Below are 20,684 nucleotides of genomic sequence, written 5' to 3' on the forward strand. Positions count from 1 at the left end.
TTTCCTGTGGCTCTCGCTAGAAACGTTAAAGGTGCCTTTATAATCTCTTCTCTCTTACTGCTTTACTGCTGAAGTTCCTGTTGTTTCTCAAAGCTGTTCTGCTCGGCAGCTACAGGGAAGCGTGCTTGATAATACAACCATATGACGAGAATCAGGCTAGCTAGTGCCACTTGGGAGAGCAGCATGAACCCAATGGAATATTGGCCAGTAGCGGCATGAATCGTCGATAACAAGATCGGAGGGAAAAAGCCACCCAGGCCACCCATCATGGATACAATTCCGTTCACTATGCCTGCCTGTTTATTAAAATAAAATGGAACTAGCTTGAAAATGACACCGTTCCCGATTCCCGCACTCACAGCGATAGCCAAGCACCCTACGGTATACAGGGTGATGTCTGGTGAAAAAGCCAGAAGAATCGCAGCGACCGTATACACAGCAAACGTACCTACCAGCAGGAACAAGGGCTGAAAACGATCCGCCAGCCAGCCACCGATCGGGCGGAAGAATGTAGCAATCGCGATAAAGCCTGCTGTACGCATCCCTGCATCGACTTTATCCAGTTCAAAATTCGATACGAGAAAATTCGGTAGATACACCGTAAAAGCCACAAATGAGCCAAACGTAATAAAATAAAAGAGCGAGAAAAACCAAAGCTTTTCATTTTTGTAAACTCCTTTGATTTGCTCCATAATGGGGGTTTTGACTTTAGTTTCATGACGGTCCCCAAAGAAGAAATTCAAAACGATAAAAGCAAGCAACAGGATCAGATACAGCTTAACTGTAAGTGCCCATCCTACCTGTGTCGCTACAATCGGAGCGGAGAAGGTCGTTACCGCTGTCCCCAGGTTGCCCACACCATACATCCCGTTGACAAAGCCATGTCTTTCCTTCGGATAATACTTAGGCAACGAAGTTACCCCAACCGAGAACACCGCTCCCCCGATTCCAAGGAACAAGCCACCGATAATTAAATCCGTCATCGTAGAAGCTTCACTGATATAGTAGACCGGAAACAAAAGCAAAACAAAGCTAACGAGAAAAACGATTCTTGCCCCGAAAATATTGGCATAATAACCAAGCGGAATGCGCAGAATCGATCCAAGCACGACCGGAATCGCCGTAACCATAGCCAATTTTCCGGGTGGAATAGCAATATCCTCCGTAATGAACGGCATGAGAGATGAAATGATAACCCATACCATAAATCCAAGAATCAGGTTCAATGTTTGTAGTGGCAACTGCATTTTTCTAATCATTTAACTCACCTTTTCAACTTTATTCTGTCGAATGTTTGATTTGTATTTTTCTGTTCCCATTGTAGCCGCTAGCGGTTCCTTTCGAATATAGGGGACTCCCCTTTCCCGGTCAGGGGAGTCCCTGAAAATAAAAAAGCAGCTTCTCGTAAGAAGCTACTTGATTTATTCCAGATATATTATTGGATGAAAGATGATCTTCTTCATCGGCTAAAAATCCAGCATTTTTTTCTTTAAAGCATATTGGACCAGTTCAGGCCGGCTTTTTAAATTTAATTTCTCCATGATTTTAGCTTTGTTCGCTTCCACGGTCTTGACAGAGATGAACAACTTTTCGGCAACTTCCTTGTTACCGTATCCCTTTGCGACCAGAGGGAGAATCTCCAGCTCACGCTTGGACAGGATCTCATACGGATCCTCTGTTTGTGATGTTGTGTCTTTCTTGATGAACTCACGCACGAGAGAAGTGGCCATTTTAGGATGGATATACGTCCCGCCCCCATGAATGGTGCGTATGGCAAGCAATAGTTCCTCATCGGGTGCATTTTTCAAAACATACCCTGAAGCACCGTTCTTCAAAATATGAAATAGATATTCTTCGTCATCATGCATGGTCAGAATCAGAATTTTAGTGTCAGGGTGGTCCTCTTTAATTTTACCTGTGGCGATCAATCCACTTTCGCCTGGCGGCATACTGAGGTCCATAATGAGAATATCCGGCTTATGCTTAGCTACCATAGTATACGCTTCAATACCGTCCGCAGCCGTTCCCACAACCTCCATATCCGATTGGAAGTTGAGGATCATGGAAAATCCGCTTCGTACAATGGCATGGTCATCCGCTAATACAATTTTGATCAAGTTTCTATTCCTCCTCATGTCCAATCGGAATTTGTAAAAAGACTTTGGTGCCTTGACCGACATTCGAAAGGACGCCAAAACTTCCGCCTACCAGCTCTGCTCGCTCCTGCATACCATACAAGCCAAGTCCCGTTCCAATAGGTTTGCCTCCCTTATCAAAGCCAATCCCATTATCCTCTACAGTCAAACGAAGGGAATGTTCATGCTCGGACAAAGAAACTTTAATGGTATCGACCTGTGCATACTTCAACGCATTAAGCACAGCTTCCTGGCAGACACGGTATATGACTGTTTCTTTTTCACTTCCATACCGCTTTTGGGGAAGATCAGACACAAACTCAACCACTAGACCAAAGCTTTGCTCGACCCGCTTAAAGTGGGAGCGGAAGGCCGCTTCAAGCCCAAAATCATCAAGGGTGGCCGGACGAAGTTCCACAGACAGGTTACGGATATCATCCAGCAAGCGGGTCATGGATGCTTCCGTCTGCTTCATGTTTTTAATGAGCTGCTCATCATTCGTCATGTATTTTAACACCCGTAGTTCAACAACCGCGCTCATCAATTCCTGGGCGACACTATCGTGCAGTTCCCTGGAAAGCCGTTTTCGCTCATTTTCCTGTGCTTCAATGACATGCTTCATCATTTTGTTTTGATATAATTTTTCCTGTGTCTGAAATTGTGGGGTCAAATCTCTCAGCATCAGCACCCGGATTCCATTTGTAGAATCAACGGTATGAAAAGAAGCGGCATAGGGAATCATGCCATTGCTTTTGGTTTCCAAATAGACTTGAAAAGAAGCAAATTTGTCGGATTCAGGCACATTGAAATAACAGTCGAGGCAGGTACGGGGCTCTGTGTCGCTTGTATAGCCTCTGCATGTTCCGCATAAAGCCCTGTCCTGTCCTTCATAGAGTTGAATGAGAACGTCATCGTCTACAATCTCCTCAGCCGCCGGGTTCATGGCTAGGGTTTTCCCTTCCCTATCAAAAAAGAAGATAGCTTCTGTGCTGTTCTCAAACATCTTCACCATTAGCGCACTCAAAGAGTCTGTTCCTATAGACAATGTCAATTCAAATCACTTCCTTCCCGTTCAACTCTCCAAATCCCTCATGTGCCAAGGCTTCCAAATCACGCATCATGGCTTCGGTCATCCGTTGTTCTTCTCGAAATCCACCCAATAGCACGCCCGCGACGCGAGCATCGTTCCACAAAGGCACAGCCCCTAGACTCTTGAGCTTTTCGGATTGAACGATTGGATAATTAAATAGGTTCTCTGCCCCAACATATTGATGAACAGATGGAATAAAGACAGATTTCCCGGTTTTAAACACGACTCCTGCTATGCCCTTTCCAGATTGCAGCACAATCCGCTTAAATCGATCATTTAAATTGCCAGCGGCATTTTTCCATTTAATGACGTATTGATATTCGGCTGGTTCAACCAGAGCAAGTGCCATAAAATCATAACCGAAATGTTCGCGTATTCGCTCAAGCTCCCTTTGATAATCCATCTTATTATTCATCACTCTCTCCTAATAAAACTAGGAAAGAAGGCAGGGCCCGCTTTCCTAGTTCGTTTTATGTCTTCTGTACAGAATATAACTTCTGCGCACATAATTCAACGGAACGCTCCATACATGTACAAGCCGGGTAAACGGCCAGAATGCAAAAATCGCAAACCCCATAAGTACATGTAGCTTGAAAGAAATCGGTACATCTCTCATCAGTGTCGGGTCGACACGGAATATAAACAGACCGCGGAACCAGATCGAGATCGTCTCCCGATAATCGAATTCAGGCTGTACCGCATTTGTTACAAGAGTTGCAAACATCCCCACGCATACAAGAGCTAATAGCAATACGTTTACAATTAAATCAGAAGCTGAACTTAAACGGCGCACATTACGAATTGTAAACCGTCGAGAGGTAAGTATCAACATCCCAAGGAACGTCATAGCTCCGAATATTCCGCCAATATAGACTGCTCCAATGTGGTATAGATGATCGTTTACACCCAGCGCATGCATCCATGTTTTAGGAATACCCAGACCAGACACATGACCGAAAATAACTGGAATGATCCCCAGATGGAATAAGAGACTGCCTATCATCAATTGTTTCTTTTCAATAAATTCACTTGATTTTGCCGTCCAATTGAACTGGTCAGTTCTATAACGGAAGATATGGCCTACGATAAAAATGACCACGCACATATAAGGGAAAATGACCCATAAAAATTGTTCCAACATCATAGCGTGGCCGCCTCCTGTTCTACGCAAGCTTTAAGCGTTTCGCGCAGTCCCTTGATCAGATGAAAATATGGACTTTCTATTTTTTCCAGTGCCTTAAGCAAATGATAGGTGCCGTCTTCCAGAATCGCGATCGGCATGCGGAAGTTTTCTATCGTCTTTGCATCCTGCACCCATTCGGCGGCATACAGAAATTCACACATGAGTGGCAGATAATCAGGCAGCTCTCCATCTGGCATTTCAAGACCATACATTTCATAGAGAACCTTTAATTTGACCAGCATTTGTCCTCTTTCTTTTGCATCTTCAAACTTGAAGTAAGTCATATATAGTGCGCAATTTTTTTGAAAATCAAAAGTTTCGGTATACATTTCCTGGATCTCTTCCATACTAAACTCTTGCATCAGAGACCAGTACATATGAACATGCGAATAGGCAGGATGACCCGGATCAAAGGATGCTTCCAGAAAAGCCGGATGAAAATCCAGCTTTTCTGGGTACATGAGTTGTTGGGCGAAAAACCCGAATGAAGGCTTGAATTCATACAGTTTCGCTACATTAATCACGCCAAATACCCCCGTAGAAGTTTTCTTCATACATTTGCTTGCCTGTTTTCGAAGGCTCTTCCATTCCTGTGGAGCTTCCCAGGCTACAACCGCTACAGCCAGCTCCTTGAACTCCACAACCATCCATATTCCCTAAGGTGTCACCGTAACCAGTAGCTCCCTGGGCGCGATATGGATTGGCATAACCCTCTTTATGCGACGTCGGAATGACGAAACGGTCCTCATATTTGGCAATGGCCAGAAGCCGGTACATCTGCTCGGCCTGACGTGCAGTCATACCAGTGCGTTCCAGACGGCTTTCATCGAAAGATTGGCCTGTAGACTGGGCACGCATATAGGAGCGCATCATAGCCATCCGCTGCAGCGATTCCTTCACCGTCTGGGTATCGCCCGCCGTCAACATATTGGCGAGATACTGAATTGGCGTGCGCATTTCTTCGATAGCTGGAAAGATCATATCCGGATTCTCGATGGAATCTTTTCCTTCAAAGTAATTCATGATCGGACTAAGTGGTGGGACATACCAGACCATAGGCAGCGTGCGGTATTCCGGATGAAGCGGGAATGCCAGCTTATATTCAATAGCAAGCTTGTAGACTGGTGAATTCTGTGCTGCCTCAATCCAGTCTTGCGAGATGCCATCTTTTTTGGCCTGTGCAATTACCGCCGAATCGCTTGGGTCCAGGAACAAATCACACTGTGCTTTGTACAGATCTTTCTCATCCTCTTTAGAAGCAGCCTCCTGCACCTTATCCGCGTCATACAATAGAACGCCAAGATAACGAATTCGTCCAGTACATGTCTCGGAGCAGACGGTTGGCAACCCGGCTTCCACGCGTGGGAAGCAGAAGGTACATTTTTCTGCTTTGTTCGTCTGCCAGTTGAAGTACACTTTCTTGTATGGGCAACCTGTCATGCAATATCGCCAGCCGCGACATGCTTCCTGATCCACGAGCACGATGCCATCCTCGTCCCGTTTGTACATGGCACCCGAAGGGCAGGATGCGACGCAGCTCGGATTCAGACAGTGCTCGCAAAGCCGAGGGAGATACAGCATGAACGACTTCTCGAAATTGAATTTAATCTCTTCTTCAATTTTCTGAATATTGGGATCAAGAGGTCCTGTCACATGAGTACCTGCCAAATCATCTTCCCAGTTTGGTCCCCAATTCAGATCCATTTTTTCGCCTGTTACAGCAGATTGTGCACGTGCTACCGGAGAATGCTTTTGCTCTTTAGCGTTGGTTAAATGTTCATAATTGTAGGTCCAGGGTTCATAATAATCCTTCATTTCAGGCATATCGGGATTGTAGAAAATTTTACCGAGCGCTATCTTGGATAGCTTGTTCCCTGACTTCAGTTCAAGCTTCCCTTTGCGAAGCTGCCAGCCGCCCTTATACTGCTCCTGGTCTTCCCAACGCTTCGGATACCCAATACCTGGCTTGGTTTCCACGTTGTTAAACCACATATATTCCGCACCTTTGCGGTTGGTCCAAGTTGTTTTGCACGTCACGCTGCACGTATGGCAGCCAATACATTTATCCAGGTTCATGACCATGGCAATTTGAGCTTTAATTTTCAAGCCAGTTAACCTCCTTCATTTTGCGTACCGCTACGTACACATCGCGCTGGTTGCCGATCGGTCCGTAATAGTTGAACCCGTAGCTAAGCTGAGCGTATCCGCCAACCATCTGGGTCGGTTTGAGATGAATTCTTGTTGGCGCATTATGACTGCCCCCGCGTGTATCCGTGATTTCGGAGCCTGGCACTTGAATGTGCTTATCTTGAGCATGGTACATAAACATCGTCCCTCTTGGCATCCGGTGGCTGACAACTGCCCGGGCAGTGACGACACCGTTACGGTTGTACACCTCTACCCAATCATTGTCGGCCAGATCGTGGGCTGCTGCGTCTTCGTTATTAATCCATACCGTTGGACCTCCACGGAACAGCGTAAGCATATGCTGGTTATCCTGATAGGTGGAGTGAATATTCCATTTCCCGTGTGGAGTCAGATAACGAAGCACCAGTGAATCCTGACCGCCCTTGATTTCCCGATCACGCGTACCAAATACCATTGGTGGTAAAGTTGGTTTATAGATAGGCAGCGACTCTCCAAACTGCTGGAAGATTTCATGATCAATATAGAAATGCTGTCTGCCTGTCAAAGTCCGGAACGGAACGAGACGCTCAATATTCGTGGTAAATGGCGAGTAGCGACGTCCCTGTTTGTTAGAGCCACTGAATACTGGTGTCGGTATAACTTCACGCGGCTGCGCCGTAATGCTTTGGAACGTGATTTTCTCGGCAGCACGGTCGGCTGAGATGTCCATCAGCTTCACCCCGTGATCCTTTTCCGCCTCTTCATAGGCTTTTTGGGAGACACGGCCATTGGTTGCCGACGAAAGATGGAGAATCGTATCGGCTACTTGGCGAGCTGTCTGAATCTTCGGCAGTCCATCTTTAATGGACTCATCGTACTAGACCCCGTTCAGCTTCTTCAATTCCTCATATTCATCCGCTACCGAGAAGCTAACGCCGTGCGCGCCCGTTTTTCCTGTAGCCAAATTTGGACCGAGCGAGACATACTTATCGTAAATTTTCGTGTAATCGCGTTCTACGATGCTGAAATTAGGCATAGTTTTACCCGGCACAGCAGCGACCTCACCCTTCGTCCAGTCCTTGACAAGACCCATCGGCTGCGAAATTTCGCCTATAGAATCATGTCCAAGCGGTGCAGTTACAAGGTCTTTATATATTCCTGGCAGATGTACTTTGGCCATGTTCGAGAAGGTTTCAGATAGCTGACGGTAAATATCCCAGTCTGAGCGGGATTCCCAAAGTGGGTTAACCGCAGGATTAAATGGATGTACGAACGGATGCATGTCTGTCGAGGACAAATCCGTTTTCTCATACCAGGTTGCCGCCGGAAGTACGACATCCGCGTACAATGGCGTTGTGGTCATCCGGAAATCAAGCGCGACCATCAAATCAAGCTTTCCTTCTACATCTTCCCGCCAAATGATTTCCTCTGGCTTCTGATCTTCATTCGGCTGGGCCAGCAGCGCGTCGGAAGCTCCGAGCAAATGTTTCATGAAATATTCCTGTCCCTTGGCCGAGCTGGAAATGAGGTTGGACCGCCAAATAAAGAGTGAACGCGGGAAGTTCTCTGCTGCACCTGGGTCTTCAATAGCGAAACGGGTCTTACGCGATTTAATCTCTTCCACAGTGTGGTTAATGATTTCCTCGTTTGACTTCTTGCCTAATTGCGCTGCTTCTTCAGCAAATAGCAGGCTGTTTTTATTAAACTGCGGATAAGAAGGCATCCAACCCAACCGGGCAGCGAGCACATTGTAGTCCGCCGGATGTTGGTAACTGACCTCTCCCGCAGTCGGTGATTTCAATGTGTCGGTGCCACTTTCTTCATAGCGCCACTGTTCTGTTGCAAAATAGAAGAATGAAGTGGCATTTTGCAATCGAGCCGGCCCCTGCCAGTCTTTAGCAAAGGCAATCGTTGACCAGCCTTCAATAGGACGGCACTTCTCTTGACCTACATAATGCGCCCAGCCTCCGCCGTTAACACCTTGGGAAGCAGTCAGCACGACCAGGTTCAAGATGGAGCGATAAATGGTGTCACTGTTGAACCAGTGATTGATCCCCGCCCCCATAATGATCATGGAACGTCCTTGGGTATCGATGGCGTTCTGAGCAAATTCGCGAGCAACTTGCACGACAACTGATGCCTTGACTCCCGTGATCTTTTCCTGCCAGGCAGGCGTATAATGAGAAGCTGCATCATAATAATCCTTTGCATTATGAGGGCTATCATTGCGAGCCACACCATACTGACTCATCATCAAATCATATACGGTAGCTACGAAACGCTCTGTGCCATCAGCTAGACGTACTTTTTTCGCCGGAATGACACGTTTAAACGTTCCGTTACCTGCGTTATCAAAATAAGGGAATACGATTTCTTCCCATTGCTCGTCATGACCTACCACCGTAAGAGCAGGCTCAACCTTTGTTCCGTCTTCCCGCTCCAGGATCAGATTCCATTTCTTATCCTGCTCCCAGCGCTGTCCCATTGTACCGTTCGGAACCATCATTTCGCCTGCTACTTCATCGAATATGACCGGTTTCCAATCTGCATGCTGTGAAGCATCTCCCAGATCGCTGGCCCGCAGAAAACGTCCGCCTTTCCAGGCTCCTTCGTGGGGATCAAGCAGAATCATGAATGGCATATCTGTATATTGCTTGGCATAGTTAATGAACATGGGTTCCTGACGTTCTTGATAGAACTCATCCAGAATGACATGCGTCATCGCCTGTGCCACAGCGGCGTCTGTACCTGGATTGGGTGCAAGCCAGTTGTCAGCGAACTTCACGTTTTCTGCCAAATCCGGAGCCACGGATACAACCTTGGTTCCTTTATAGCGTACTTCCGTCATAAAGTGAGCATCTGGCGTCCGGGTAAGTGGTACATTCGATCCCCACATGATCAGGTAACCCGCATTGTACCAATCTGAGGATTCAGGTACGTCCGTTTGCTCACCCCAAATTTGAGGAGAAGCAGGTGGAAGATCGGCATACCAATCGTAAAAGCTCAACATTTCCCCACCAAGCAGAGAAATGAATCGCGCTCCCGAGGCGTAGCTAATCATTGACATCGCCGGAATAGGGGTGAAGCCTGCAATCCGGTCAGGACCATACTTACGGATTGTGTAAATTAATTGAGCCGAAATCAGGTGCAGAACATCATCCCAAGCCACACGAACATGCCCGCCTTTGCCGCGAGCCGATTTGTAAAGCTTGGCCTTCTCTGGATCTTCCACAATGCTGGCCCATGCGTCTACCGGATTGCTATGCTCCTTGAGGGCAGCTTGCCAGAGTCGCAATAGCTTACCGCGCATATATGGGTATTTCACACGTAACGGGCTGTATTCATACCAGGAAAATGAAGCTCCACGCGGGCATCCACGCGGCTCAAATTCCGGCATGTCTGGACCGCAGGAAGGATAATCAATTTGCTGATTTTCCCAAGTGATGATGCCGTTCTTTACAAAAACCTTCCAGCTACAGGAGCCAGTACAGTTAACACCATGCGTCGTGCGAATCACTTTGTCGTGAGACCAACGCTGGCGGTACACGTTTTCCCATTCTCTATTTTTTTCCTCAAGGATTGACCAATTTCCGGAATAGCTCTCGATTGGTTTGAAGAAGTTGAGACTGTATTTCTTTTTCATCGGTGATCAACGCTCCTTTTCAGAATGATTCAGTCCATCGCAAGTACATGGGAAAGATTCATTCGCTTACTCTCATTATGAAATTCATTCATCTCTGTTCCCATTAGGGAATGTCCTATAGCGTTATAGAAAATCCCTCGTTCTATGGAATCATACAAAAAAAGCCCCCTCTTTCAGAGGGAAGCTTGTATGAATAGATTAATTGTTCTTTTGGCCTGTTAACAGGAGCATCATAAAGGAAATGAGTATGATCGAGCATGTCCAAGCCCAGGCCATGGGGAGATGACCAGAATCTACTGCAATATAGATGGCAGTCGGGATCGTTTGTGTTTTACCCGGAATATTCCCAGCAATCATCAGCGTAGCACCGAATTCACCCAGCCCACGGGCAAAACCGAGTGTAAAGGCCGCTTTAAAAGCAGGGAAGATCAACGGAAAGGTGATATACCGAAAGACCTGCCATTCATTTGCACCCATCGAGCGCCCTGCGCTTTCCAAATCCCGGTCCACTGAGGCGAATCCCATTCTCAGTGTCCGGTAGACCAGAGGAAAAGCCACAACTACCGCTGCCACAACCCCAGCCCACCATGAGAAAACAATAGGCTCGCCAAACCATTGCTCCACCAACCGTCCAAACCAACTTTTTCGTCCGAGTACGATTAACAGTAGAAATCCAACTACAGTCGGCGGGAGGACCAGAGGCAGCATAAGCACGGTTTCAACGAGTGTTTTCCCTTTAAATAATCCTAACCGCGACATGGACCATGCCGAAAACAAACCTAAGAGGATCACCAAAATACTGGATAACAGCGCAACCTGCAGCGATAATCGGATTGGAGGCCAATATTCGTTCCAATCTATAGCTTGCATACTCACTTCGGTATGGTAAATCCATACTTAGCCATAATATTCAAAGATTCTTGCGATTGAAGGTATTCATAAAAGTTTTTGGCTTCTTGAATGTGCTTGGAAGCTTTGACAATCCCGATAGGATACTCAACCGTAGAATAGGTTTTAGGGTCCGCCTCAAAGGCAATTTTTGCCTTTTGCGAAGTCAACGCATCTGTCTTATACACAAACCCGACATCAGCGTTACCCGTTTCTACGTATTGCAGCACTTGTCTAACATCTTTCGCTTGAACGAGCTTGTCCTGCAGCACATCCCATAGCTTTACGTTCGTCAGTACTTCCTGTGCATATTTGCCTGCAGGAACACTTTCAGGAATACCGATTGCTACCTTTTTCACTTCGTTTTTCGTTAGATCCTTGATATTCGTGATGCTCATCGTCCCATCTACAGGGATCACTGCTACCAGCTCATTCGTCAGCCATGTTTTTTGTTGATTACTCTCGATTAACTGCTGATCTACGAGCGACTTCATGTTTTTCTTTGAAGCAGACAAGAACAAATCCGACGGTGCGCCTTGCTCAATCTGCTTTTCCAATGCACCGGAACCACCAAAGTTGAAATTCAATTTAATGCCTTCATGGGATGACTCGTACAACGTCTGGATTTCTTTGAGTGCATCTGTTAAGCTCGCAGCTGCGGAAATGGTGAGATCAACAGTTTCAACCTTTTTCGATGAATCCTGGCTGAAGACCTCGTTTTGAGTCGTGCTACTTCCACTTAAAGCTGGTTGTTGCCCCGCACCGCATCCTGCAAGTAATAACACAATGGACAAAGCAAAAAAGAGTGCCTGACTAGGTTTAATAAATTTTTCCATATGATTTGGCTCCTTGCGTTCACTTTATATTAAATGATAGTCACATTATGAATCGAGTTGTACCTGTTGGGTACGTTCAACCAACGTACAATTCTCAAGCAGAATATGATTATAAATATCCGCTTCCAAGTCCTCCAAACGCTTCAATACAAGTCGGTGTGTACCACACGCTTCCTGTAGCGGCTCAAAGCCATTGGTAATCAAGCGCAGCTCCTGCAATAAATCCACAACCGCTTGATGCTCACCCTGCAACTCGGACAAATGAAAATGAAGTGCATCCACACGTTCAGATGCCGAGTCTTGAAGAACCGCTTGAATCAATGGAAACAGAAGGTTTTCCTTGAATTGAATATGTACTGATAATTTCTGCTTAAGCAAGGTATAAAGTTCGTTCACTCGCTTTAGGTGCGAATAACGTTCGCCATGGACCCGCGTCAGTTTGGTAATATACGGTGTGAGCGCCGCTAGTTCTTCACATAATTTTGTGTGATACTCATCCTGAATATAGGCAATCAGTTCCTTGGGTTCCAGCGAGGAAGGCTGCATTTGCTTTTGCTGTGCCTGACTTTCCTCCACTTCATGCACCCGCGCCAGCAGTTCATCCACGTGCAGACCTCGGCTCTCTGCTGCTTCACGGAGCGGTATTTTCCCGCCACAGCAGAAGTCAATCCGTAGTTTACGGAACAAGTCACTTGTCTTGGGCACTTCTTTCACAATGTCCGCTACCCATGTTTCTTCCGTTAACAGGCTCATTTTTCATTCCCCCATCTTACTTCAGTTTTATACTTAATTTTCATTCTATGTTTCTCTCAAGACTGTGCCAATAAGGGGGTTCCCTTTTTCACTCATGGAAAGAGCCTGCTTATAAAAAACCTGCAACCAGCTGTTCTGCTGCTTCTTTGCCTTGAGCGATACAATCCGGAATGCCAACGCCTCCATAACCAGCACCACACAGAAACACATTCGGAAAATGCCGGGACAAATCGTGTCTCACCTTCGCCATGTGCTCTGTGTGCCCAATCGGATATTGCGGCATCGATTGAATACACCGACTGACCTCGGTCATTTCAGGTTGAGCTTCAATCCCCATTAAATCTTTCAGGTCTTTGCGAGCTGCTTCCACCAGTTCATCGTCTGTCATCTGAACCCACTCCTGTGCACCTGCATGACCAATGTAAGTCCGTAAGAGTGTATACCCTTCAGGTGCGGTATGGCTCCACTTTGTCGACGACCAAGTACAGGCCGTAATCATTTTTCCTTCTTTGCGGGGGACGAGAAATCCAGTTCCCTCATAGGCCAAGCGAAGGTCTGAATTTTTATAAGCCAGGGAAATATTCGCTACCGAAACGTAATTGATCTTATGGAGCCAGCTCACACTTTCGATATCGGAAAATAATGCAGCCGCCTCAAAGGCTGGAACAGCACAAATCACTGCATCTGCCTCTAACATTTGGCCATTATCCAGGATTACCTGATAAGCGTCCTCTTTTCTTACTTCAGAGGCACGCTGTCCCATCACAAATTGAACGGTGTCAAGCTTTTCCTTTAACCGCTCCACGATGGTGGATAATCCTTGCCGATAGGAAAGAAACATGCTTTTCTTGGCGATTTCCGGGTATTTTTTAGATATACCTGATCTTCTCCCGGCTCCCTTAGCCATACCTATAATCAGACTTCTATGCTTTTGTTCCATCTGCTTAAATTGGGGGAAGGTTGACTTGAGGCTAAGAGAATACGTATCGCCAGCGTAAATACCAGATAGCAAGGGTTCCGTAATCTGGTTCAACACTTCTTCGCCAAGACGCCGCTTGATAAAATCTCCCAGAGATTCATCCATATCGCCTTTCTTGGCTGGAAGGACCAAGTCCAGGGCTGCGCGCGCTTTTCCCAGCGGAGAAATTAACCCTGTCCGGATGAAAGGAGTTAGCTTTGTTGGAATACCTAAAATAAAGCCCATCGGCATCGTATGCAGCTTGCCTTTATGCAAAATGGAGGCAGACTTGGCCTTCGGGTTTGTTGACACCAAATCGGCTTCCAGCCCCAATTCCATAGTCAGGTCCAATATAGCTGTCTTTCTGGCCAGAAAAGCATCCGGTCCTTTTTCAATCATAAAATGGTTTTGGCGAACCGTTTGCAGCTTTCCTCCCAGACGGTCGCTTTTCTCCACCAGTGTAATCTCCACTTCAAGCTGCCTGTCCTCCGCCAGCTTTTTCACATAAAATGCAGCGCTTAAACCGCTTATTCCTCCACCAAGGATCACAACTTTTTTAGCATTTTTATTCATGAGCACTCTTCCCTTCCCACTCCGGGCATATATGCACAATAAGGGTCACTCTCCAGGTAATCTCCGGTGATGGCAAAAGCCCTTGCTCTGGAACCCCCACAGATTGTATTAAATTCGCAGACTCCACATTTGCCTTTAAGCAGAGATTTATCTCGAAGATTATTCATAATCGGAGAGTGCCGATAAATATGGACCAAACTGTCGTTCCGTACATTTCCGCATGACAGCGGCAGGAAACCACTCGGATATACCTCGCCGATATGACTGATAAAAACAAATCCATCGCCATCATTTACACCTTTGGGAGCACGCCCCAAAACATCTACCCTTTTTTGTTCGGACGTCGCGTTATGCTGTCCTGCTTTATGCTTTTCCTGTAGGACAACCCTTCGATAGTGAGGTGCTTCGGTAGCCTTTACACCGTAGGGCATCTGTTGCTGTATCTGATACAACCACTTCATTACCGCCTCATGCTCATCAGGAGTAATCATATCTTTTTCCATACCACGTCCAGTTGGAACGAGAAAAAACAAGCTCCATAACACCGCCTGCATTTCCTTGACCTTCTCTGCGATTTTCTCCAAGTCATGAAGATTGTATCGGGACACCGTTGTGTTCACTTGGATAGGAATGTTCAGTTCCTTCAAATAGCCAATTCCCCGCATAGTCGTATTGTAAGAACCCACTGTCCCACGAAAATGATCGTGAATGTCCGCACATGAACCATCGAGGCTAAAAGCCCATCGTGATAAGCCAACCTGCTTTGCTTTTTCGACAGCTGCTCGTGTCACTTTCGGGGTCGCACTGGGAGTCATGGAAACCGACAGCTTTTTCTCCTCAATGGCATATTGAGCCAGCTCAAACAAATCGGGACGCGCTAACGGATCTCCACCTGTGAAAACCACCAGCGGATGATTCATCTCAGCGATTTGATCGAGCAGCCTTTTGCCCTCTTCCAATGTCAGCTGACGAGGGTCAGGCTTATATTGGGCTTCCGCTCTGCAGTGAAGGCATTTTAATGCGCAAGCTCTCGTTACCTCCCAAATGACAATAAACGGGTCTACACGATAATCTCGTGGCGTTTGCAAAGATATCATTGATGTCTCTCCTTTTTAAAAATATAAAAACAGCACAGATACATAGAGCATCAATGAAAATCCAATTTCAGCCATGCCTACATGCTTTGCCTTTAACTCGAATTTAGGAAGCCATATAGCTCGTATGAACAAAATTAAAAATGGAATAATCAAAAACACCTTGATCCAGGCGGCAAACAGCACAATGATCAGATGATAGATAATAGACGCATAATAGTAACGTGGATTTTTTCTTTCACGGATGATCGTTTTAACATAAAGAGCCGTTCCTATGAAATAACATACCAACAGCAAAAACAGCTCTGTAGTCAGTATCCAATCTCCGCCTTCTTCAATATGAACAACAGGATATATAAAAGAACAGAAAAGCAGAATCGCGGTAATGTCATTTAACAAAGCACGCTCATTTTTGATTTTGGCGTAATACATATTAGCCATAAAAAAGAATAGGAGCAGAACTCCGTACCAGATCAACGCAGGTTTAACCCATACTAGAGAAGCTAAAAGAGGAAGGAGTATTGCTCCGTATATAACAACAGGTTTACGGTATCTTTTACTGTTTCCTGTTTTGATCCATTGGAGAACAGGAAAACTAAATAAATAGATAAAAAACCAGCATACGAATAGAGGTATATGAATGAATTGTTTTGGAGAAGCAGCTAAGCCAAACAAAAATGGAAGAATGAGCATTGCCCAGGCTCCATGCTGATTAGGGATGTATCTACTAATCCCTTTCAACGTCTTGATCCTTTTTTCACAATGTTTAACACCTTTATAGCTTCGGTTAATCGACTCATCATCCATTCCCCCAAAAATTCAATTTTTCACCCTACTTTAATTCTAAGTATTCTGTCCAATTGAACCAATCAGGGAGTTCCCTTTTTTGTTTGGGGGAATAGCCTAACCTGAAGATAAACCCTTCACTTTTCTTATAAAAACGCACCGAAGTAATCATCCAGCGCTTCCTGGGAGTATCCGTCATCTCCTTGCCAACTTGCTACGGAATAAAAATCATCATTGCCGCCGCGGCGTCTACGAGGTGTGTCCCGCGGTACCAGCAATCCCGCATACCCCCACACTTCCATAGCCACATCGCGTTCATTTTTGCTGGATGGGAACACGTCTTTCCAGCGCTTCTCCAATTGTCGTGGACCGTTATGAGCCTCACAGTCCTGAACAGCTTGCAACATGTTATGAAGGATAGCCAGATCCTGATCAGAAACCTGGAACTCCTCCTCTTGACTGAACAATTCAAGGTCTATCCAGCAATAAAGAAGGTGATTCAGCCGAATACCTCCCCATTTGATTCGTTCAAAATTCAGTACATTCAAATCCGCATTGACGTATTCCTTATCGGACATTAGTTTATGAAAATTACAATCCCCACAGCTGCTGTAATTGGGCAGGACGACGGGCCGTTCCCCATAGGTATGCAACGGCAGTTTTGCGGTTAATGCCCAGCTCGACAAGGCGCTTCGCAAATGAATCTTTTTCGTGGAAAGACTGTGCAAAAACGCCGCGGCCACTCGCTCTTTTGTAGCCTTTTGCTGGTGCAGCTCATGTAACCTTTTTATCATCTCATCATGTGTAATGGTGATCGGATCGAACATCAAGCCCTTACTTTTGGCATATTCAAAATCCTCGCCTGAAAAGGGTCCTCGTTCCTGCTTCCAGCCGCTGGAGGACCAGAAAGTGTTTATGAGTATTTTCCTTGCTTTTTTATCCATCACACTTCTCCTTACTTATCTGACACTCTCACCTTCAACATTCATCTTTATACTTAAAAGCAATCGCAGTGTTTCCAGATCGGGGATCAAAATAGGAGCAGATTTTTCCCCAGATTAGTTTATATTCCTTGTAAGGATAGGGCTTGGTTTGTCGGTAGCTTGGCTTTATGGACAAATGCCGCTCTAACAAACGATCATGCTCCCTTTGCCGCTTTCGCTCGCCTTCCTCAGACCAATTATCCCATGAAGTTGGAAATTCATTGCCCTGGAGCGAGATCTCCACAACCATTAGGCTTGCATCCTTAAAGCATACAGACACAAAAAAAAGCCGATCCAGCAAAGGAACCTGATCAAAATGATACCAAATGTACCCATTCCCCAGCTTTCTTTCAGAATGAAAATATTTCGAATAGAAAGCAGTCTCTAACAACTGATCTTCTGTTAAAGAAGAATCAATCGCTTGTTCATCATTGACCTGGATGATTCCCGATTCCCAGTCATTCATTGCTGCCACTCCTTAGGATGATATGCCGATCTTCTACAGCTACTCTATGTCCTTATTTATCCACATGACGGAAAACGGCCTGCCAGGCCCGATCCAGCACGCGCGTATGTAATTGTCTGGCATAAATATTTCTCACGATGGCAAGAACGATCACACCCACGAATACAACGCTAAGTATGGTAATAGAGGGAACCCAGTGGTCGAACATGGCATTCGCCAACACTTGCAGCAGATGTCGCTCCGGCTGCAAATATTCCACCGCCGCAACGATGCCTGCTGCCAGTAATATAATCACAGATAGGATCATAAGCATTGTATTAATTACTTTGTATCTGGCAAGCCCTTGTTGAAAAATACGAGTGCCGGCATATTGCTCCAGCAAGATGATCTGCTGGTGAACATCATCCTTCACCTGTTCTACAGGCAGGTCGTGCTTCTGAATCAAAGCATGTGCTTTCTTCAGTTCGGATTGAATAAATAGACTGTTCTGGATGGCAGATCCTAACTGACCTAAAACGTTCATCTCTTTTTTACCTCATTTCAATATTTAGTAAAAATCAAAGTAACCTCGCCAGGCTCCTTCATTCTGATGCTTGGCAAAATAAAAGCAGCCCCCGTCGACAATATTCAATCCAGCCTTGGCATCTGACGCAATCTGAAACACAAATTCACAGCCTTCACCAAAGTCGATGCCTGATTGAATAAAGCTGGGATAGCCACCGATTTTGTGAACCACATGGATTCCCTCTACGATGTCCTCAAAATAGTCGGGTTCCTCTTCATCCATGTTGTTGATAGCATCACCATACTCCTCAGGGATGTCTTCCCCGTCCCAAACGGGATAGTCATTCTCTAGGAGCTCAGGGAATAACGGGAATGCCTTGATGTGCATGAATGCTGGACCAAAATCTTTTTCAACCAAATCCTCTACCGACGTATACTCACGAATACACATATATCCTTCCATGTCCTCATGATCCAGTACATCGGGAGACAGGAAGACCGTCAACAACTTGACATCACGCATAGCTTGAGGAACAAAAGGCATAGCAGGCAAATACAATTGCATGATCGGAGCCATAGCATTCCCCTGTACATCAATGGGTTGTTCTTCCGCCGGCAAAGCCACTGTAACTCTGCCAATCCAGCTCTGTTCCAGGGAATCTAACGGTCTGCGGCCCCCTGTATGAAAAATAGTAGCTTTACGCTTTAGAATCGTTCTTAGCTTCTCGATAGAGTTGCTGGTCAACGAAATCACCCCTTTTTAGGCTAGAGTAGAAACTTAACAGCATACTCGCCTGCTTTAAATCCAAACTCACTTAATCGGTCTTCCATCTCTTGAATTTGACGAAGATAATCTTCCGGTACAGCTGGCAAGTCTTGTTCATTGACCAATGTTCCGCCGAGTCTGGCGCGTGCATATTCGGCACCTTTCCACATCGCCTCAAACACAACTTGCGGCTGCACCGTTCTTACCACATCCATACTGAAAATCAAATCTGCAAAGCGATCCTCTGCAAGTGTACTTAGCCAAAAAAATCCAGGCTCGGTTCCCGTATGTACGCTAAATAGTTCATCATTACCTCCCGGATCGTGATGGTGTGCATGGAAAATGTCCATATCTCCCCACTTCATTCCAAGACTCAGCATGACATCCCAAATGTCCGCTCCACGATAAGATTGACCTTGATCCGCTACCAGCCTAAGCATGACAGTGTGTTCCCGCTCACCTTCCTGATCTGCAAATGCTTGAAGTTTTTCTGCTTTTGCACGTGCATGGGCAGCATCCTCCCGAGGGAGCACACGAATGGTCCCCTTCTCCTGAAATCGCGCCGGTAGTGTGTTCATAAAGTCGGCAACCTTGGCTTCTTCCAAACAAATCTGCATCTCTACATTATTGAATATATCTACACAAATACATATTTTATCATAATGGCATTCGCCTTCTAGTCTACGCCCGACGTTAGTCCATATCTGCAAATCTTGAACATGCCCGTATACGATATATCCTTTGAGCAATTGCAAAATGTCTTCATCTGACAACGTAAAATCACAGAATTCCACATCTATCAGCCAGTAGATATTAGAATCAGGCTCCACTTCATGGATTCCTTTTATCATCTTTCTAGGCGCATGATTCAACTCTATGGCAAGAATGCTCGATACGTCCTCACTCCCATACTCAGGCAAATTCAAAACATACTCCTCCTTATTACCTGTTTTTTACTTTACAGTTTCCTATAACTCTCAATATATATTAAACTATAAACCACCGAGCACAAAATAGGTTAAAAGTGCTGGGTTGTTGAACATGACTCGTAGAAACTCAAAGCTTCGAAAGGGGAAACGCATGATGCAAAAACTGTGGCAAAAAGGAAAAGCTCTGTCCCTGCCTATTATCGTGTCGGCATCGCTGATTTTTGGAGCGCTGTTTGTAAGTATACCTGCGGCCAATGCCGCTGCAACCAAGGAACTGCTTCAGCTATCCGGACAGACGACTTACTACGGAGAGGTTGTGAATGGTCAGCCACACGGACGCGGTACGATCAAATGGAGCGAATACAAGCAGTATTCGGGCGATTTTGTGAATGGAAAACGCTCAGGAACTGGAAAATATATAAATCAATATACAGATGCAGATGGACAACATCATAAAGTCGTATACAACGGAACATGGAGTAATGACACGATGAGCGGCAAGGGTATGCAGACTGAAAAGGTGACACAAATGGACGGAACGATACGTTCGAATGAGATCCAAGTAGGTACTTTTCAGAACAATGGATTACAGAACGGCTACCAAGTGATCCATGCTGTAGCCGACCCGGACTATAGCTTTACTTATAAAAATGGAAATGAAGTGCTAGCTATTTTGCACACTAATCAGGATCTGGTCCAAAGATGGCAGCAAGGAGAGCTTTTCTCCGTAAATTATAAAAATGGCTCCATCCAAAAGGAATATTCCATTTTCCCTGAAGAAATTGCTACCAAAGAACGTCAAAGACAAGCGGCTATCAAATATCTCAAGGGGATTACCGCCAAGGTCACCCCTCACTTGCAGCAGTTTGAAAAACTGTCCAAGCAAGTCCCTCTGAAATAAGCTAGAATACCGCACAATATATAATTAGCCTCTATGCAAGAACCCCTCTCTTTCTTATGGGAATATCTA

General features: G+C 45.6%; 19 protein-coding genes and 1 pseudogene. 1 reads left to right on the top strand and 19 read right to left on the bottom strand.

Going from position 1 to position 20,684, the window contains the following annotated elements; genetic code table 11:
- Window positions 1-62 precede the first annotated feature (62 nt).
- The 19 genes and pseudogenes from ACQQ6X_RS07695 to ACQQ6X_RS07785 form a co-directional block, all read right to left on the bottom strand.
- Window positions 63-1,259, bottom strand: a complete 1,197-nt coding sequence (locus ACQQ6X_RS07695; RefSeq protein ID WP_305164850.1) for a nitrate/nitrite transporter — start codon at window positions 1,257-1,259, stop codon at window positions 63-65.
- A 207-nt stretch (window positions 1,260-1,466) separates the two neighbouring features.
- Window positions 1,467-2,114 carry a response regulator transcription factor gene (locus ACQQ6X_RS07700; RefSeq protein ID WP_040103856.1) on the bottom strand — a complete coding sequence of 216 codons (648 nt, stop codon included), beginning with the start codon at window positions 2,112-2,114 and terminating at the stop codon, window positions 1,467-1,469.
- Between the two features lie 7 nt (window positions 2,115-2,121).
- A complete protein-coding gene (locus tag ACQQ6X_RS07705; protein WP_305164851.1) occupies window positions 2,122-3,186 on the bottom strand; it encodes a PAS domain-containing sensor histidine kinase in 1,065 nt (354 codons plus the stop codon).
- A gap of 1 nt (window position 3,187) precedes the next feature.
- Complete coding sequence (locus ACQQ6X_RS07710; protein ID WP_149033860.1) at window positions 3,188-3,640, bottom strand: GAF domain-containing protein; 453 nt, start codon at window positions 3,638-3,640, stop codon at window positions 3,188-3,190.
- A gap of 45 nt (window positions 3,641-3,685) precedes the next feature.
- Window positions 3,686-4,369, bottom strand: a complete 684-nt coding sequence (gene narI, locus ACQQ6X_RS07715) for a respiratory nitrate reductase subunit gamma (RefSeq protein ID WP_305164852.1) — start codon at window positions 4,367-4,369, stop codon at window positions 3,686-3,688.
- Window positions 4,366-4,932 carry a nitrate reductase molybdenum cofactor assembly chaperone gene (gene narJ / locus ACQQ6X_RS07720; protein WP_305164854.1) on the bottom strand — a complete coding sequence of 189 codons (567 nt, stop codon included), beginning with the start codon at window positions 4,930-4,932 and terminating at the stop codon, window positions 4,366-4,368. The genes narI and narJ overlap by 4 nt, the downstream gene beginning before the upstream one ends.
- A complete protein-coding gene (gene narH, locus ACQQ6X_RS07725) occupies window positions 4,925-6,514 on the bottom strand; it encodes a nitrate reductase subunit beta (RefSeq protein WP_305164855.1) in 1,590 nt (529 codons plus the stop codon). Before narH ends, narJ begins: the two co-directional genes overlap by 8 nt.
- Window positions 6,504-10,178: pseudogene (locus ACQQ6X_RS07730) on the bottom strand (nitrate reductase subunit alpha). The gene narH and the pseudogene ACQQ6X_RS07730 overlap by 11 nt, the downstream one beginning before the upstream one ends.
- A 198-nt stretch (window positions 10,179-10,376) precedes the next feature.
- A complete protein-coding gene (gene modB, locus ACQQ6X_RS07735; protein WP_326400056.1) occupies window positions 10,377-11,048 on the bottom strand; it encodes a molybdate ABC transporter permease subunit in 672 nt (223 codons plus the stop codon).
- Window positions 11,049-11,050: 2 nt separating this feature from the next.
- Window positions 11,051-11,902: a molybdate ABC transporter substrate-binding protein gene (modA, locus tag ACQQ6X_RS07740; RefSeq protein WP_305164858.1), complete on the bottom strand. Its 852-nt coding sequence runs from the start codon at window positions 11,900-11,902 to the stop codon at window positions 11,051-11,053.
- Window positions 11,903-11,947: 45 nt separating this feature from the next.
- Entirely contained in the window at window positions 11,948-12,655 is a 708-nt protein-coding gene (locus ACQQ6X_RS07745; RefSeq protein ID WP_305164859.1) for a DUF542 domain-containing protein, read from the bottom strand.
- Window positions 12,656-12,764: 109 nt separating this feature from the next.
- Window positions 12,765-14,186 (bottom strand): protoporphyrinogen oxidase, encoded by a 1,422-nt coding sequence (gene hemY / locus ACQQ6X_RS07750; protein ID WP_305164860.1) that lies wholly within the window; start codon window positions 14,184-14,186, stop codon window positions 12,765-12,767.
- Window positions 14,183-15,283 (bottom strand): TIGR04053 family radical SAM/SPASM domain-containing protein, encoded by a 1,101-nt coding sequence (locus tag ACQQ6X_RS07755; RefSeq protein WP_305164861.1) that lies wholly within the window; start codon window positions 15,281-15,283, stop codon window positions 14,183-14,185. Before ACQQ6X_RS07755 ends, hemY begins: the two co-directional genes overlap by 4 nt.
- 15 nt (window positions 15,284-15,298) lie before the next feature.
- Window positions 15,299-16,087, bottom strand: coding sequence for a YwiC-like family protein (locus ACQQ6X_RS07760; RefSeq protein ID WP_305164863.1), 789 nt, complete (start codon window positions 16,085-16,087; stop codon window positions 15,299-15,301).
- A 125-nt stretch (window positions 16,088-16,212) separates the two neighbouring features.
- Window positions 16,213-17,010 carry a hypothetical protein gene (locus ACQQ6X_RS07765; RefSeq protein ID WP_305164864.1) on the bottom strand — a complete coding sequence of 266 codons (798 nt, stop codon included), beginning with the start codon at window positions 17,008-17,010 and terminating at the stop codon, window positions 16,213-16,215.
- A 34-nt stretch (window positions 17,011-17,044) separates the two neighbouring features.
- Window positions 17,045-17,515, bottom strand: a complete 471-nt coding sequence (locus tag ACQQ6X_RS07770) for a hypothetical protein (RefSeq protein ID WP_305164865.1) — start codon at window positions 17,513-17,515, stop codon at window positions 17,045-17,047.
- 52 nt (window positions 17,516-17,567) lie between these two features.
- Entirely contained in the window at window positions 17,568-18,038 is a 471-nt protein-coding gene (locus ACQQ6X_RS07775) for a DUF6097 family protein (protein WP_305164866.1), read from the bottom strand.
- A 24-nt stretch (window positions 18,039-18,062) separates the two neighbouring features.
- Entirely contained in the window at window positions 18,063-18,764 is a 702-nt protein-coding gene (locus ACQQ6X_RS07780) for a DUF1963 domain-containing protein (RefSeq protein WP_305164867.1), read from the bottom strand.
- A gap of 20 nt (window positions 18,765-18,784) precedes the next feature.
- On the bottom strand, window positions 18,785-19,711 hold the full coding sequence (locus ACQQ6X_RS07785; RefSeq protein WP_305164868.1) for a cell division protein ZipA C-terminal FtsZ-binding domain-containing protein: 927 nt from the start codon (window positions 19,709-19,711) through the stop codon (window positions 18,785-18,787).
- Window positions 19,712-19,868: 157 nt separating this feature from the next.
- On the opposite strand from ACQQ6X_RS07785, the gene ACQQ6X_RS07790 reads away from it, so the two are divergent.
- Window positions 19,869-20,615, top strand: a complete 747-nt coding sequence (locus ACQQ6X_RS07790) for a hypothetical protein (protein ID WP_305165068.1) — start codon at window positions 19,869-19,871, stop codon at window positions 20,613-20,615.
- Window positions 20,616-20,684: the final 69 nt, after the last annotated feature.

The sequence above is a fragment of the Paenibacillus ottowii genome (assembly GCF_050516475.1).
GTDB classification, from domain to species: Bacteria; Bacillota; Bacilli; order Paenibacillales; family Paenibacillaceae; genus Paenibacillus; species Paenibacillus ottowii.